Annotated in this window: 7 protein-coding genes; 2 read left to right on the forward strand and 5 right to left on the reverse strand. The window is 37.6% G+C overall.

The features are described from left to right. Positions 1-66: 66 nt before the first annotated feature. From ubiB to BscR1v2_RS00195, 4 genes are all read right to left on the reverse strand, one after another. Entirely contained in the window at positions 67-1,653 is a 1,587-nt protein-coding gene (gene ubiB / locus BscR1v2_RS00175; protein WP_078689295.1) for a 2-polyprenylphenol 6-hydroxylase, read from the reverse strand. Between the two features lie 3 nt (positions 1,654-1,656). Continuing rightward, the gene (gene ubiE, locus BscR1v2_RS00180; RefSeq protein WP_078689296.1) at positions 1,657-2,439 is read right to left on the reverse strand and encodes a bifunctional demethylmenaquinone methyltransferase/2-methoxy-6-polyprenyl-1,4-benzoquinol methylase UbiE; all 783 of its coding nucleotides are present in this window, start codon (positions 2,437-2,439) and stop codon (positions 1,657-1,659) included. A gap of 116 nt (positions 2,440-2,555) precedes the next feature. Further along, on the reverse strand, positions 2,556-4,985 hold the full coding sequence (gene gyrB, locus BscR1v2_RS00185; protein WP_078689297.1) for a DNA topoisomerase (ATP-hydrolyzing) subunit B: 2,430 nt from the start codon (positions 4,983-4,985) through the stop codon (positions 2,556-2,558). 684 nt (positions 4,986-5,669) lie between these two features. Beyond that, positions 5,670-7,202 (reverse strand): YifB family Mg chelatase-like AAA ATPase, encoded by a 1,533-nt coding sequence (locus BscR1v2_RS00195; RefSeq protein WP_078689299.1) that lies wholly within the window; start codon positions 7,200-7,202, stop codon positions 5,670-5,672. A 472-nt stretch (positions 7,203-7,674) separates the two neighbouring features. On the opposite strand from BscR1v2_RS00195, the gene BscR1v2_RS00200 reads away from it, so the two are divergent. Together BscR1v2_RS00200 and BscR1v2_RS00205 are read left to right on the forward strand one after the other, a co-directional pair. Next, positions 7,675-9,582 carry an autotransporter assembly complex protein TamA gene (locus tag BscR1v2_RS00200; protein WP_236829003.1) on the forward strand — a complete coding sequence of 636 codons (1,908 nt, stop codon included), beginning with the start codon at positions 7,675-7,677 and terminating at the stop codon, positions 9,580-9,582. Continuing rightward, a complete protein-coding gene (locus BscR1v2_RS00205; RefSeq protein ID WP_078689301.1) occupies positions 9,582-14,228 on the forward strand; it encodes a translocation/assembly module TamB domain-containing protein in 4,647 nt (1,548 codons plus the stop codon). Before BscR1v2_RS00200 ends, BscR1v2_RS00205 begins: the two co-directional genes overlap by 1 nt. A 26-nt stretch (positions 14,229-14,254) precedes the next feature. Here the strand turns inward: BscR1v2_RS00205 and BscR1v2_RS00210 are convergent, their stop codons facing one another. Continuing rightward, a complete protein-coding gene (locus BscR1v2_RS00210) occupies positions 14,255-16,021 on the reverse strand; it encodes an ABC transporter ATP-binding protein (protein ID WP_078689302.1) in 1,767 nt (588 codons plus the stop codon). Between the last annotated feature and the right edge of the window lie 97 nt (positions 16,022-16,118).

Genomic DNA, 16,118 nt, shown 5'->3' on the forward strand with positions numbered 1-16,118 from the left:
CTTCCAAAGGAATAAAGTGATTTCAATGATTTCATAAACTTTATTCTTTTTAGCATATTAAGCAAATTAGAAAAAATGAAAAAGAAAAAAGCCTAGAATAATGAGACAAAGGGTCGTGATAAATAAATTATAACGGCTATAACGGTAATTGCGATTTTGTTCTAAAACAAAGTGCTTAAAGGTGGGGGGGGAAAGATACAGTCCTGTTTTTGTCATTTGGTTGAGATTTTCTTCTATACGTTGAAAGTTTTTCACTAATTTTGGTGTTTGACGTGCTAGTGAAAACAGTGCTTGTGCTCCCTCATTAAAATCTTGGATAAGTCCCATAGGTCCTAAATTTTTGCCAATCCATTCTTTAACAACGGGTTCAGAGGCTTTCCACATGTTAAAAGCTGGGTCCAATGTGCGAGCTACACCTTCTACAACAATCATAGTTTTTTGCAGTAACAAAAGTTCAGGTCGAGTTTTCATGTCAAATAATTCAGTAACTTCAAACAAAAGCGTGAGTAATTTAGCCATGGAAATGCTTTGTGCTGATTGTCCGTGAATGGGCTCACCAATAGCTCGGTTGGCTTGAGCAAAACTTTCAATACTGTGATGAGGTGGTACATATCCTGCTTCAAAGTGGGCGCGTGCCACTCGATAGTAATCACGAGTAATAAAACCATAAAGAATTTCAGCGAGGAAATATTTTTCTTTTTTACTAAGCCGCCCTGTAATTCCTAAATCAACTGCAACAATACACCCTTGTTGATCTACAAATAAATTACCAGGATGCATGTCAGCATGAAAAAAACCATCCCGTAATGTGTGGCGAAGGAAAGATTGAATAAGCGTGGTTGCTAGATTTTTTAAATCAAAACCTGCTTCTTTAAGTGCTGGAATATTAGACATTTTTATGCCATCAATCCATTCCATCGTTAAAACATCGCGCCCTGTTCTTTCCCAATCAACAAGAGGCACCCGAAAACCTACATCATTTTGAATATTTTCAGCCATTTCTGATAGAGCAGCTGCTTCTAAGCGTAAATCCATTTCAATGCGGGTAGTTTGTGCCAGAGTTTCAACAACACGAACAGGGCGTAAACGTCGAGAAGCGGGGATATAACGCTCCTGCAAACGGGCAATAAGGTAGAAACTTTTAAGATCTTTGGCAAAACGAGTTCTGATATTGGGGCGGATAACTTTAACAGCACATTTTTTTTTATGACCTGTTTCATCATAATATTCAGCTGGGTGAACTTGAGCAACAGAAGCAGCAGCAATAGGTGGGCAAAAGTCTATGAATAAATCATCCATAGGGCGACCTAGCGAACTTTCAATTTGGGCAATAGCTGCAGTACAAGGAAATGTTTGGACACAGTCTTGTAGCTGTGCCAGATCTTTAGCAATATCACGCCCTACAATGTCAGGTCGGGTGGCAAGAAATTGACCAAGCTTAATATAAGAGGGGCCAAGTTTATTAATGGCGTGTGACATATTTTCAGATCGGTGCTTCTTTTTTGTTTTACGCCGTGCTAAAATTCTTGCTATATGGTGACATGTCGCTAAAGGGCCATGAAGACCTTCTCTGGGAAGAGCACTAAGAACACCCTCGCGCGCTAAAATCCATCCTGCGCGCATAAGTTGGAAATAAGCGGAAATTTGTACCATTTTTCAGATCTTCCAGCCTGAATGTAATGCTGCAATAGCACCGGTGAGGTTACGATATGATACTCGCGAGAAACCTGCACGACTAATCATATGGGCAAAATCATCTTGTTTGGGAAATTTACGAATGGATTCAACCAAATAGCGATAAGCATCGCCATCACCAGTAATGAGTTGACCAAGTTGGGGAATGGCATGAAAAGACCAAAGATCATAAATTTTATCAAGAAAAGGCATTTCGACATTTGAAAACTCTAAACATAAAAAACGCCCGCCCGGTTTTAAAACACGCAAAGCCTCTTTGAGAGCTTTATCAATATGTGGCACATTGCGAATTCCAAAAGCAATTGTATAAGCATCAAAGCTTTGATTTTCAAAAGGAAGATCTTCTGCATTGGCTTCAACAAAATCAATAAAAGGAGCAAGACCATTTTTATGCGCACGCTCTTTGCCAATGTTGAGCATCGAATTATTAATATCAAGTACTGTAGCGTGAACTTGTTTGTGTGAAGCATTGAGAATACGAAAAGCGATATCACCCGTGCCACCAGCTACATCAAGAATTTTCCAGCCAGAAATCGCTGGTGGAGAGAGCCATGCAACCATGGAATTTTTCCACATACGGTGCAGCCCAAGAGACATAATGTCATTCATTTTGTCGTAGTTTGTCGCAACAGAATGAAATACATCATCGACCATAGATTGCTTTTGCATTTCATCAACTTTTGTGAAACCAAAAGAATATTCCATGCCACCGTCAGCCCCTACGCGTTTCATTTCAGTTGGCATATGTGACGACCTTTCTTATTTTTCTTTTATGTAAATGAAGAATAGAGAAAATTCTCACATACAAAAAAGTAATACGCAAAACCCATGGCGCTTAAGTTTAAAACAAAAAAGTACTTTTAGATATCAAGATTGGCAACACTTAGAGCATTATTTTGAATAAAAACTCGCCGTGGTTCAACCTCATCACCCATTAAACGGGAAAAGAGAGAATCTGCGTCAGTTGCATCATTGATTTTAACTTGTAAAAGAGAGCGCGCATCAGGATCAAGGGTTGTTTCCCAAAGCTGTTCAGCATTCATTTCTCCAAGACCTTTATAACGCTGTAGAGTGATGCCTTTTTTACCGTTTACAAAGATACTTTCTAATAAGCTCATTGGTCCAAAAATATGCTCTGATTTATCTTTGCGACGCAGAAGAGTGGGAGGATTATATATTTCTGTGAGATTTTGACAAACACGATCAATTTGACGTGCATCTGCTGAATTTATAAGCCCTGTATCAAGCACAACAGCCTCTTTAACACCGCGTAAAATGCGCTCAAAACACAAACCTCCATCTGGTGTGCTATACCCACTCCAACCACGTTCCATATCATCAGCAATTAAGTCAAGGCGGTGCACGACATTATCTATTGTTTTTTGGGTTTTCTCTGGTGTTGCAAAAGCTTCAGAGTTAAAAACACCAGCAATTGCTGCTTGCTCAACAATATTGCGGTCATAACGGGTATGAAGACCATTTAAAAGTTGGCGTAACAAACAAGCATCTTGAACAAGTTGGCGTAAATCAGCGCCTGTACGAATCTCACCTGTTGATAATTCTAATGCCGTATCTTCCAATCCTGCATCGATCAAAAATTCTTCAAATGCTGTTTCATTTTTAATATATTGAAAAGACTTACCACGTGATACTTTATAAAGAGGTGGCTGAGCAATATAAAGGTGACCACGCTCAATCAATTCAGGCATTTGTCTAAAGAAGAAAGTGAGAAGCAAAGTACGAATATGGGCCCCATCGACATCCGCATCTGTCATAATGATGATTTTATGATAACGTAATTTATCGGGCGAGAATTCATCTTTACCAATAGAAGTTCCAAGAGCGGTGATAAGTGTACCAATCATTTCAGATGAGAGCATTCGGTCAAAACGCGCTCGTTCGACATTAAGAATTTTACCACGCAAAGGTAAAATCGCTTGATTTTGACGTGAACGCCCACTTTTAGCTGAACCACCAGCTGAATCTCCCTCAACGATAAAAATTTCTGATTTTGTGGGATCACGTTCTTGACAATCAGCAAGCTTTCCTGGAAGTGAAGTAATGTCAAGAGCTCCCTTTCGCCGTGTGAGCTCACGTGCTTTACGCGCTGCTTCACGGGCTGCTGCAGCTTCTACTACTTTACTGATGAGAATTTTCGCTTCATTAGGGTGTTCTTCTAGCCATGCTGAAAGACCCTCATTTACTAAATTTTCAACAATAGGACGTACTTCAGAAGAAACCAATTTATCCTTTGTTTGTGAGGAAAATTTTGGATCAGGAACTTTGACTGAAAGAATAGCTGTTAATCCTTCACGACAATCATCACCAGTTAAGTTGACCTTTTCTTTTTTTGTAATACCTGAAGATTCAGCATAACCATTGATTTGGCGTGTTAAGGCACTGCGAAAGCCTGCTAGGTGAGTTCCTCCATCACGTTGCGGAATATTATTGGTAAAACATAATACTTTTTCATGGTAGGAATCATTCCACCATAAAGCAACCTCTACACTCATCCCATCCTTTTCATTTGTAATGTAAATAGGATTATCAATGAGCACTTTTTTAGACTGGTCAATATATTTTACAAACTCAATTAACCCACCATCATAGTGTAACTTTACTGATTGAACATCAGCATGACGTTGGTCTGTGAGAAGAATATGCACACCAGAATTTAAAAAAGCTAACTCTCGCAAACGACGTTCTAGAGTTTCGAAATCAAATTTAGTTTTGGTAAAGATTTCAGAGCTTGGTAAAAAGCTAATTTCTGTTCCACTTTCTGTATCACAATCGCCAACAATTTTAAGTGGAGAATCGGCCACTCCACGAGTAAACGACATTTCATGGATTTTGCCATTACGTTTAATTTGTAGTCGCAACCAAACGGAAAGCGCATTGACAACAGAGACACCAACGCCGTGTAATCCTCCTGACACTTTATAAGAATTTTGATCAAATTTTCCACCAGCATGAAGTTGTGTCATAATGACTTCAGCTGCTGAAACGCCTTCTGTTGGGTGAATATCAGTTGGAATTCCACGCCCATTATCACGAACAGAACAAGATCCATCGGCATGAAGCGTGACATTTACAAGGGTAGCATGACCAGCTAAAGCTTCATCAATAGCGTTGTCTACAACTTCGTAAACCATGTGGTGCAAACCGGAACCATCATCAGTATCACCGATATACATGCCGGGGCGTTTACGTACAGCATCAAGACCTTTGAGAACTTTGATGGAAGCGGCACCATACTCACTATTTGATGATGAGGTTGTTTCATCACTCATAAGTCAATCCATTTCTGTTTTGATATCAATATTTTATTGGCTCTGTTCAGGTTTAGTATTCTAATGTGTTATTTACAATATGATTGCATTAAAACATTTACCGTATATCAAGTATATATTCAACATTTGTTACTCTATAATTAGGTGGATTAATTTTTCCATACGTAAATGGTGTTAAATCTTTATTTTTTGCATTTATTTGATTAAAAGAAGAACAGGAAGGTTTGATGATATTTTCTATACTTAAGGATCGCTTTTCTTTGTGTTTATGCTTCAAAAACATTTACAATGAGATTTACATTCCTACCTCCCATGTGTTCTGGATAAATGTATGAATTATTATGTTTTTTCTGACAATTTTAGAAAACATCAGACATTTTAGCTTATAAAAACGCTCACTATTTTGATCAAGCTTATAGCTAGAAGAAAACAATATTTTTTGATGATTATGAACCTTAATCTTAATGGCTGAATGACCTAATAAGTTGATTGTTTTATTTTATTGGGCGCTACTTGTGTAGTTTTACAGTTGTCAGAGAGAAAAATGCGGAATGTTTTTGCAAAAAATGCAAAATTAATTAATGCACTTAAGTTATATTCTTAAAATATTTGGAAATGATAATAAATTAATAAGGTTTTGTTTATATTATTTGCCGATTCATTTTTATTGACGAAATAACTTCTTTAACCAATAGTTGTTAATTTTTCATTGTTTAATCGATAGGAAATGGCTTCTGCAAGATGATGGCGTGAAAGTTGATCTGCTTCATCAAGATCAGCGATAGTACGTGCAACTTTGAGGATACGGTGATAAGCGCGTGCAGAAAAGCACATTTTTTCACTAATATCTTGTAGCAATGTGGTCGCACTTTGATCTGGAATAGCAATTTGTTCAATAATTTTGCCAGGGCAATCACCGTTGGTGCGAATATGACCAAGGCCCAATTTTGCAAAACGTTTGGCTTGAATAACACGGGTTCGTGCAACGCGTTTTGCAACGTCACAGCTTTTTTCGGACTGTTCTGGTTGCATGAGATCCATAGCTGTTAGGGCTGGCACACAAATGCGTAAGTCAATACGATCGAGTAAAGGGTTAGAAATACGAGCTTGATAATCGCTCTGACAGCGTGGACCTTTAGCACAAACATGGCCTTCTTCGCCTGCCATGCCACATCGACAAGGATTCATTGCAGCAATGAGTTGGATGCGAGCGGGATAATTAATATGGTGATTAGCGCGGGCAACAATACATTCTCCACTTTCTAAGGGTTGGCGAAGAGAATCAAGGACTTGTGGAGAAAATTCAGGCAATTCATCGAGAAATAAAACGCCATTATGCGCAAGTGTTACTTCTCCTGGTTTTCCTTTGAGTCCACCACCAATTATTGCTGCCATGGAAGCAGAATGATGAGGAGAGCGAAAGGGACGGTGGCGTGAAATGGTATTGTGTACTGTTTCTCCAGTAATAGAGGCGATCAAACAAACATCTAAAAGCTCACGGCTATCAAGAGGCGGTAAAATAGAAGGTAAGCATTGAGCCAACATAGATTTTCCTGCGCCAGGAGGACCTACAAATAAAAGGTTATGCCGTCCAGCTGCGCATACTTCTAAAGCACGTTTGGCGGCTTTTTGTCCTTTAATCTCACAAAGGTCTGGTAACTCAGTTTGGATTGTGTATTGGCGTGGTTGTGGACGCTTTAGGATTTGTGTTCCTTTAAAGTGGTTGACAATAGCAAGAAGTGTATCGGGTGCGAGAATATCCATATCTGCATTTGCCCATGCAGCTTCAGGTCCGCATTGGTGGGGACAAATTAATCCTTTATTAAGTGATAAAGCTGTCATTGCGGTTGGTAAAACCCCGTTGACAGCAGTAATAGAGCCATCCAGTGATAATTCTCCTAAAATGATATAGTCCTGTGCTATTTGAGGGGGAAGAAGTCCCATAGCGAGCATTAAGCCTATTGCAATAGGAAGATCATAATGTGAACCTTCTTTAGGTAAATCAGCTGGTGCAAGATTAATCGTAACTCGTTTATTGGGCATGGAAAGTCCACAAGCATGCAGGGCTGCTTGCACACGTTCACGGCTTTCTGCGATAGCTTTATCTGCCAATCCAACAATAGCCATTCCTATCCTACCAGGAGCAATCATAACCTGCACATCAACAGGGATTGCTTCTAAACCACGAAAAGCAATTGTTGTAACACGCGCGACCATAAGTCTCCCCCTTTTTTTGATTGCGAAAAAACAATCATATCTGCCTATAAAAATCAAGCAGGGTCTGTGTGTGATGTTTTTGATGGAGCAATTTATTTGTACATATAAATAAATATATACAAGTTTTATGGCGTAGTTACAGATGGGGATTTACATAAATTTAACTATGGTAACATTACGGCTCAAGATATTATAGAATGAGCTAATAAGGATGTTTAAAAAAAGAAAAAGGAGACTATTTGTTTTTATAATATCATAGGCTTATAAACACAGGAAAATGATATGATATCACCATAAAATATTGTTTGATATAATCAAATGCGTGAAGAATTTAAAAAACAGACATATTTATTTTCTTTTTAGATGTTATGTATAAAAAACATACTATAGAATATTTATTTTAAGAGTATCTGATTTGGTAATATGTCAGAAAAAAGTTTCATCGAAATCAAAAACTATATACAGCATATTTGTGGGCTTATGTTTAGTTTTTGTTTTTCCGCAATCGCTTGCAGCGTTTGAGCTTTTTGGCATTCATTTGTGGGGTAAAAAAAAGCCAAATCTTTCTTCAGGGGATATGAGTGGTACGGAAAGATTTTATCAAGTTGAAGTTGTTGTACCACAAGGTGCACCACAAATAGGGGCTCAAATAGTTAAAGACGTATCTTCTCTTGTTGCTGATCAAGATAAAGCAGTTTCCAGTTCTTCTGGTTTGTTGGCTAAAGCTCGTTCAAATTACCAAGCCATTCTTTCTGCTCTTTATGCTGATGGACGTTACGGGGGTGTTATTAGTATTAAGATTAATGGTCTGGAAGTTGCTGATTTGTCTCCTATGACTCAATTGCCAGTTCAATCTACCATTGTTATTACAGTTGATGCTGGGCCACAGTATGTTTTTAGTGCTGCAAGTATCACACAGGCTGCTCCACTTATAAAAAAAACAAATTCAATGCCTTCAGTTGAAGAGTTGGGTTATAAGATTGGGGCTGTTGCAAAATCTGAAACTATTTTTAAGGCAGAACGATGGGTAATTGAAGGGTGGCGTCGACATGGACATGCTAAAGTTAACATTATGAGCCGTGATGTGGTTGCTGATCACACTACGCACCTTATTGATGCGCAAATTATAACTGATCCTGGGCAAAAAGCTTATTATGGTTCTTTAAGTGTGCGTAATGTGAGTGAACAACCACGCATAGATTCAGATTATGTTAAATGGATAACAGCATTAAAACCAGGTCAGCAATATGATTCTGATGCATTAGCTAAAGCTAATAAACGGCTTGCGCGGCTTGATGTTTTTCGTGCTGTCAATATACAAGAGGCTGATGCAATTAACCCTGATGGAAGTTTACCCCTAACGCTCGTTTTAGAGGAACGTAAACCACGACGTTTTGGTGTTGGTGGTAGCTATTCAACATTAGATGGCGCTGGTTTTGAAGCTTATTGGATGCATAATAATCTTTTTGGCCGTGCAGAGCGCCTTAAAATTGAAACTAAAATAAGTGGTATTGGCGATTATAAAACAAAATCTTATAATCCAAAGAATTTTAATTATCTTTTTGGAACGACATTAACAAAGCCTGGTATAATCACTCCTGACACAGACTTTGAAACAGAATTAAAAATGCAGCGAGATAGCTTAGATAATTACACAACACAAGCTATCAGAGGAAAGTTTGGTCTTACCCATATTTTTAATGATAATTTATCCGGGCAATTTGCTGTGGTAGTTTCTAATGGTCAGTCGCATGATGATTATCTTGGGAGCCGTAATTTTACGATGGTTGGGTTACAGAATGGTTTGATTTATGATAGCCGTGATAATAAGTTCAATGCGACAAAAGGTTTGTATGGTGAAACGATAATTGAACCATTATATGAAGCGCATGCTAATGATTTTGTGACGAAAATAACAATAGAAGGTCGTTCTTATTGGGTGCTTGATGAACACGACCGTTTTGTTTTTGCAACACGAACAAAACTTGGTACAATTATTGGCAGCGATAAAGCGAAGTTGCCTTCAGATATGCTTTTTTTTGCTGGTGGTGGAGGGTCTGTTCGTGGTTATGCTTATCACAATATTGGCATAAAGGCGAAAAATGATGCTATTATTGGTGGGCATGCACTTGTTGAAGGTTCAGCTGAATTACGTTTTTCTGTCAATGATACAATAGGATTGGTCAGCTTTATAGATGGTGGTTTTGTGAGGGAGAAGGCATATTTTGATTTTTCGCAAGATATTAAATGGGGGGTAGGCATTGGGGGACGTTACATGACAGGTCTTGGTCCTTTACGGTTTGATTTGGCTTGGCCTCTTAAGCGGGAGAAAGGTGATCCACGTGTAGGTTTTTATGTGGGTATAGGGCAAGCATTCTAATGAAAAAAATATTGCGTTTTTTTGCCTTCTTATTTGGATTTTCTTTTCTTGTAATAAGCTTTTTTGTTTTTATACAGAAAGGTGATTCACCTTTTAAAAACATAATAGGAGGTGAGCGTTCATGGTTTGTTTCTTTTATTGAACACAAACTTTCAACGCCTAATCGTCAAATTCGTTTGCATCATATACAAGGAATATTATCGTCTGAACCATCGATTGATGCCATTACAGTAAGTGATCATAAAGGTGTTTGGCTTACCATTACCAATGCGAAAATAAATTGGAATCGTTTAGCGTTGTTAAGGGGGCGTATTGAGGTTAACGAGCTTTTGGTAGGACACGTTACGTTTTTACGCAAACCATACAGTTCTACATCTGTTTCTTTTTTAGAAGGTGATCAGTTTTCCATTCCCAAATTACTTATGTCTATTTCTGTCAATATGTTTAAGGCTGAACAGGTGACCTTTGGACAAAATCTTTTTGGTCTTTCTTCTGATGTATCATTAGAAGGACGTTTAGCTTTAACCAATGCAGCTGTTGATGCTAATGTAAAGGCTCATCGTTTAGATGCATCAGGTTATTTTTCTATTTTAACAAAGATATCCAAAAAAAGCCGTATAGCTCAAATTGATATTACCGCTAACGAGCCGCAAAATGGTATATTGGCTAATGTCTTTAATATTGAGAAACGGCCTGCGTTAAATCTTGTCATTAAAGGTGATGGTACCTTTGATGACTTAGTTGTTGCACTTCGGGCAGAAGTTGATCGCCAACCTATTTTAAATGGCAATATTGTTCTTGCAAGGGTTTTAGATGGTCATAGCCTTTCTGCGCAGTTGGCAGGTACAATTGGCCTTTTAATGCCTTCTCAATATCGCAACCTTTTTGAATCTAATGTAACATTGGGAATAGAGGCGGTGATAACAAAAGAGGGTATCACACGCCTTGATCATATGGTTGTTCAAGGTAAAGCAATTAATGTTGTAGCTAATGCAGAGATAACAGCCGATGGATTTTTACGGCGTCTTTTTGTTGATGGCAATATAGGTTTTGATCAAGCAAATGAATCTGCTCGTTTATTGCCAGAAGGTCAAACACATGTGAATAATTTGACTTTAACCATTGATTATGGTCGCCAAGATCAACAAACCTGGAAAGGTCGGCTTATTGTACATCATTTGAGCAATGAAAATATTCATATTCGTGATGCAATTTTTGATATGGGGGGTGTGAGCGAAAATCTGGATGATCCAGCTACTCGTCATGTTGGCATTCAGGTTAATGGTACTCTTCAGGGAGTTGCAAATACTAAGAATGCATTTGAAGATGGTCTAGATCAAACGATTCATCTCCATATAGATACAGATGTTGTCTCTGGAAAACCGATATTAGTTCATGATTTTAGTATTGTGGCTCAAAGTTTTTCTGCTTGGTTAAAGGGAGAAGTAAATCGTTTTGTTTTTAAAGGGGATCTTGGTTTAAAAGCACAAACATTAACACCTCTGGGTGTGTTAATTGGGCAACCAATGTCTGGGAATGCAGATGTTAAAGCCAAAGGGAGTATGAGTTTACTTGGTAGCGCTTTTGATCTTGAGTTGTCAGGAGCTGCTGATAACGTGATGATAGGTACTAAGGCTGTTGATTCTTTATTAAAAGGAAAGCTTGCCCTTTCAGGTAATGTTGCTCGAAACACGAAGGGCTTAATTTTACATCATTTGCGGTTGAAAAATGACTATGCCAGTGTAACGGCTAATGGACATCTTTCAAATGTGAGTGCTGAGATGGATGTTTATGCTCAAATATCTAACCTTACCATGTTAGACCCAAGGATGGAGGGTGCGATCACTATACAGGGTGCTGCTAGAGGACACAATAGTCTTATAATGATCAGTACGCACGCTGATATTACTGAGGCGCTTTTTATGGGTAAAAAGCTTCAAAATACAATATTAAATGTCAATGCATTGGTGGATAATACATCGGTTTCTTCTAATGTAACTGGCTTTGTAGAAGGTAACGGGATTTTTGCTCAACAACCGTTACAATTGTCTGCTTCTTTTGAAAATTTCAACCGTATTTGGAAGCTTAAGGATATCAATATTGAAGGAGCGTCTACAAAAATAACAGGTGATCTTTTTCAAACTTTTGAAGGTTTTATAAAGGGAACTTTGGATATTGACGTTGACGATATCTCAACGTTTGCTGCGTTGTTTTCGCAAAAAGGTAGCGGAAAAGTAAGAGGAGAATTTGTTTTTGATGAACACAAGGGTAAGCAAAAAACTAATCTGAGCATCAAGAGTGATCATTTAATATTTGCAAAAAATGAAATCAAAAAATTAGCAGTGCAGGCTGATATATTCAACCCTTTCAATGCGATACAATTTAAAGGTTTTGTCAATGCAGAGCGTGTTCAAACATCATTTATGGTGGCCGATCGTTTAAAATTTCACGCTGATGGTAACAGTGAGCGAACGGTTTTTAATATTCAGGCGGTATTACCTAACAATACAAATACGCAGTTTTCTGGTCGTATGATTACGGCAGGACTATTGACCGATGAACAAAAAATCCAATTCGACGCTATGGATATAAAATACTCCAATTTTCATGCAAAATTATTCACTCCAGCAACAATCATTTTTGGTGAGAACGGGATAACAATAAGTGAATTAGGATTTATTGTCGATCAAGGTAAGATTGTGCTTAATGGTACTCTTCAAGATGTTTTAAATTTGCATCTGACTATGAATGCTATTCCTGTAGCTTTAGCTAACCTATGGAAACCGGATCTTGGTGCGGTTGGTACTTTGTCAGGGCAAATTATGATTCATGGTCGTTTTGAAAATCCTGATGTGACCTATGATATAAAAGGTTATGAGCTGACAATTGCAGCTCTCCAAGAGAGAAAGATAAAACCTTTTATGTTTTCTGCTAGTGGTAAGGTGATAGATAAAACTTTTACTTTAGGGGCGAATTTAGCTGGAGAAGGGTTGCAAGCGCAAACACAAGGAACTGTATCTTTAGATAAAGGCGAACTTGATCTTCATATTGATTTGAAAAATTTATCTGCGCTTTTGTTTAACGGTTTTATTGAAGGGCAAGCTTTGAGAGGAGAGGTAACTGGTAAGGTCGATATTGGGGGGACATTGAAGGATCCATCTGCGCATTTTGAATTTTCTAGTCAAAATTTAACAATCAATTCTATGCTTCATAAGAATGCATCATTAATTAATATAAATGCTCGTGGTTTTTATGAAAAATCAACACTTCATATTCAGCATATAACAGCGACTGGATCTAAAGATTTGGATCTTTTTGTAAATGGGCGTCTTTCTTTGGATAATTCACCAACTGAACTGAGTGTTAAAGGTGTAATGCCTCTTGCTTTTGTTGATCAATTTTTAGCAAAACGTGGTGCGCATATAACAGGAATAGCAAAAATTGATGCTGTTTTAAATGGAACATTGTCTCAGCCACAGTTGATAGGATCTTTTTCGATAGTAAATGGTGGTTTTTTTGATTCGCAAACAAATTTGGAGCTAAGCAATATAATGCTTAAAGCCAAATTGAATGGCGATCATATAATTTTAGAGCATGCTTCTGCTCGTTCATCTGGTGAGGGATCTGTTTCTGTTTCAGGCCGTATTTCTACAGATCTGCAAACAGATTTATCTATTCACCTCGACCGTATCAATTATAATGATAGATCTATGATTTTTGCGACGCTAACAGGCAAAACAACAATGACTGGTCATTTGTTGAGCAATCTTGTTATTGATGGTGAAGTTACAGTTGAAAAGGCTGAAATTCTTATTCCTGATCATTTTCGAAATGCAACATTCCTTGATATTAGACATCATAATTTAACTAAATTAATTCTAAAAACGCTTGAACGTGCTGATGCTAAAGCTTACAGAAGCAATCATAATATTTCTAAAGAACCTTCTTCTGTTGTGCAATTAAATATGCAAATTAATGCACACAACCAAATTTTTGTTCGTGGTCGAGGTTTGGATGCTGAGTTGGGGGGACGTATTAGTTTAACAGGTCCGTTACATGATGTACATCCAGTTGGAGAGCTTCAGATGATTCGTGGACGGTTTGATATTCTATCACAACGTCTCAATTTTGATAAAGGACAGGTAAGTTTTAGTGGCAATCTCAATCCAACTGTTTATTTTGTTACTAACAGTAATAATGGCGACATTCATGTTACTGTAACAGTGAGTGGAACTATTGATAACCTTGATATTCAATTTGAGTCACAACCTGTTTTACCGCAAGATGAAGTATTAGCACGTTTGATTTTTAAGCGCTCTCTTAATGAATTATCGCCATTTCAAATTGCTCAACTTGCAGCAGCTGTAGCTGAGCTTGCTGGTGCTTCTAATACATCTTTATTGAATACTTTACGTGCTAAGGTTGGTCTTGATGATCTTGACGTTATTGTTGATGAAAATGGCAATACCGGTTTACGTGTTGGGCGTTATGTTCGCGATAATATTTATTTGGGTTTTGAGGCAGGGTTAGATGGCACAACAAAAGGAACAATTGATTTAGATATTTCACGCCATCTCAAGGCAAAAGGTGCTATAGGAAATGAAAACAATTCCAGTTTTGGTTTGTTTTATGAAAGAGAGTATTAAATACAAAATTTTTAAAAGCTAGTCGCCTAAAACTCTTGCTTTTTAAATTGAGTATTATGAAGCTTTTTATAAAGGCCTTTTTTCTTTGCTAACAATTCTATCTGAGTACCTTGTTCAACTAATTGCCCATTTTGTATTACAATAATTTTATCAGCATGCGCAATTGTTGAAAGACGGTGAGCAATCACAAGAATTGTACACTTTTTAGTAAGGTTTTGAATTGTCTCATTAATTTGAGCCTCAGCGTGTGAATCTAATGCACTTGTAGCTTCATCAAAAATCAGGATTTTACTGTCATGAAGTATTGCACGGGCAATAGCGATACGCTGTTTTTGACCTCCTGAAAGATTATTCCCATTCTCGCCCACTTGTGTATCATAACCTTGGGGCAAATCCATAATAAAGTCATGAGCATTGGCTGCTTTTGCTGCTTTTATAATATCATTGTTGTTGGCACCTTTTTTTCCAAGCCCGATATTATATTTAATAGTTCCTTGAAACAAAAAAGTGTCCTGCCCTACATAAGCTATGAGGTTTCGAAGGGAATGAAATGTGATGAAGCGAATGTCTTGATCATTAATGAATATAGATCCTTGTGTAGGGTCATAAAGGCGCATGATAAGATTGATAAGGGTTGATTTACCTGAACCAGATGGCCCCACCAATGCTGTCATTTTTCCTGCTTCTATTTCCAGGTTAATGTCGTTTAAGACTGTTTGATCATCCATATAAGCAAAAGAAACATTTTCAAAACGAATAGAGCAGTGTGTTTTATTAAAGTCTTTAGCTTCTTTATGTTCTATAACAGTAAGTGGATAATCAAGTATTTCGAACATTGTACGAATGCTGACCAAACCAGATTCAATTTTGACACGCACATTTGCCAATCGTTTAGCAGGTTCATAAATGAGGAGCAAAGCTACAAGAAACGACATTAATTCACCTTGAACACCAGCACGCTGGGTTGCAAGATAGCCGGAAAAACAAATAATAACTGCAATTGCGATGCCGGCAAGCGTTTCCATGATTGGATGTGTAGCAGCTTCAAGCATTGCAATACTATTTGCTTGTTTTTCAACATCACAAATAGCTTTATTCATGCGTTTTTTCATCAACTCTTCTAACGAAAAAGCTTTAATTACGTGAATACCAACAGCAGTTTCTTGCATAACTTTGATAATTTCACCTAATGAGAGAAGTTCTTTTTCCATAAGGCCACGAATACGTTTTAAAGCCATTCGAACTCCTAAAAATGCAAGAGGTCCTACTGTTAAGGTAATGGCGATTAACGTAAAATTTTGAATAAACATAACAACCAAAAGGCCAATGACAGAGAGTAAATCACGCACAAAAGTTGTAATAATTATATCGATGATATTACGAGCTGCTGTTGCATTATGGGTTACACGAACAAGAAGATCAGATGAAGCATTATTTTGATAAAAAGAAACGCCTTGCTTCATAAGACGTGCGTAAATTTTACGCTGTTGTTCGGCAATGATACTATTGCCTGCTTTACTCAGACAATAGGTTTGAGCAAAAGTTGCAACCCCTTTGAGAATAAAAATAAATGCAAAAACGCTAGAGATGAAAACAATCATGTTAAAACTGTGTCCATCAATAATATGATTGACGATATCACGCATCATCCATGCACTAATTGCAGTGGCCAATGCAATGATGATCATTGCAACAATGGCTGCACTATACCAGTACACATGTTTACGAAAATTCTCTCGTAAAAGACGGATGATAAGGTATTTACCAGAAAGGGATGTTTGTATTTTTGCCATGAAATACTTTTATTTTCTCTCATTATTTCACGCAAGATTAAAGTACTCCTTATAGAAAAGCAAACCCTCTTCTATAGGGAATACTCTCTAGAGAGAT

This window comes from Bartonella schoenbuchensis R1, assembly GCF_002022685.1.
GTDB classification, from domain to species: Bacteria; Pseudomonadota; Alphaproteobacteria; order Rhizobiales; family Rhizobiaceae; genus Bartonella; species Bartonella schoenbuchensis.

Bases quoted from the DNA above. Each gene is read 5' to 3' on its own strand.
- BscR1v2_RS00195 (WP_078689299.1), bottom strand. From the start codon at position 7,202: ATGGTCGCGCGTGTTACAACAATTGCTTTTCGTGGTTTAGAAGCAATC.
- ubiE (WP_078689296.1), bottom strand. From the start codon at position 2,439: ATGCCAACTGAAATGAAACGCGTAGGGGCTGACGGTGGCATGGAATAT.
- gyrB (WP_078689297.1), bottom strand. From the start codon at position 4,985: ATGAGTGATGAAACAACCTCATCATCAAATAGTGAGTATGGTGCCGCT.
- ubiB (WP_078689295.1), bottom strand. From the start codon at position 1,653: ATGGTACAAATTTCCGCTTATTTCCAACTTATGCGCGCAGGATGGATT.
- BscR1v2_RS00210 (WP_078689302.1), bottom strand. From the start codon at position 16,021: ATGGCAAAAATACAAACATCCCTTTCTGGTAAATACCTTATCATCCGT.
- BscR1v2_RS00205 (WP_078689301.1), top strand. From the start codon at position 9,582: ATGAAAAAAATATTGCGTTTTTTTGCCTTCTTATTTGGATTTTCTTTT.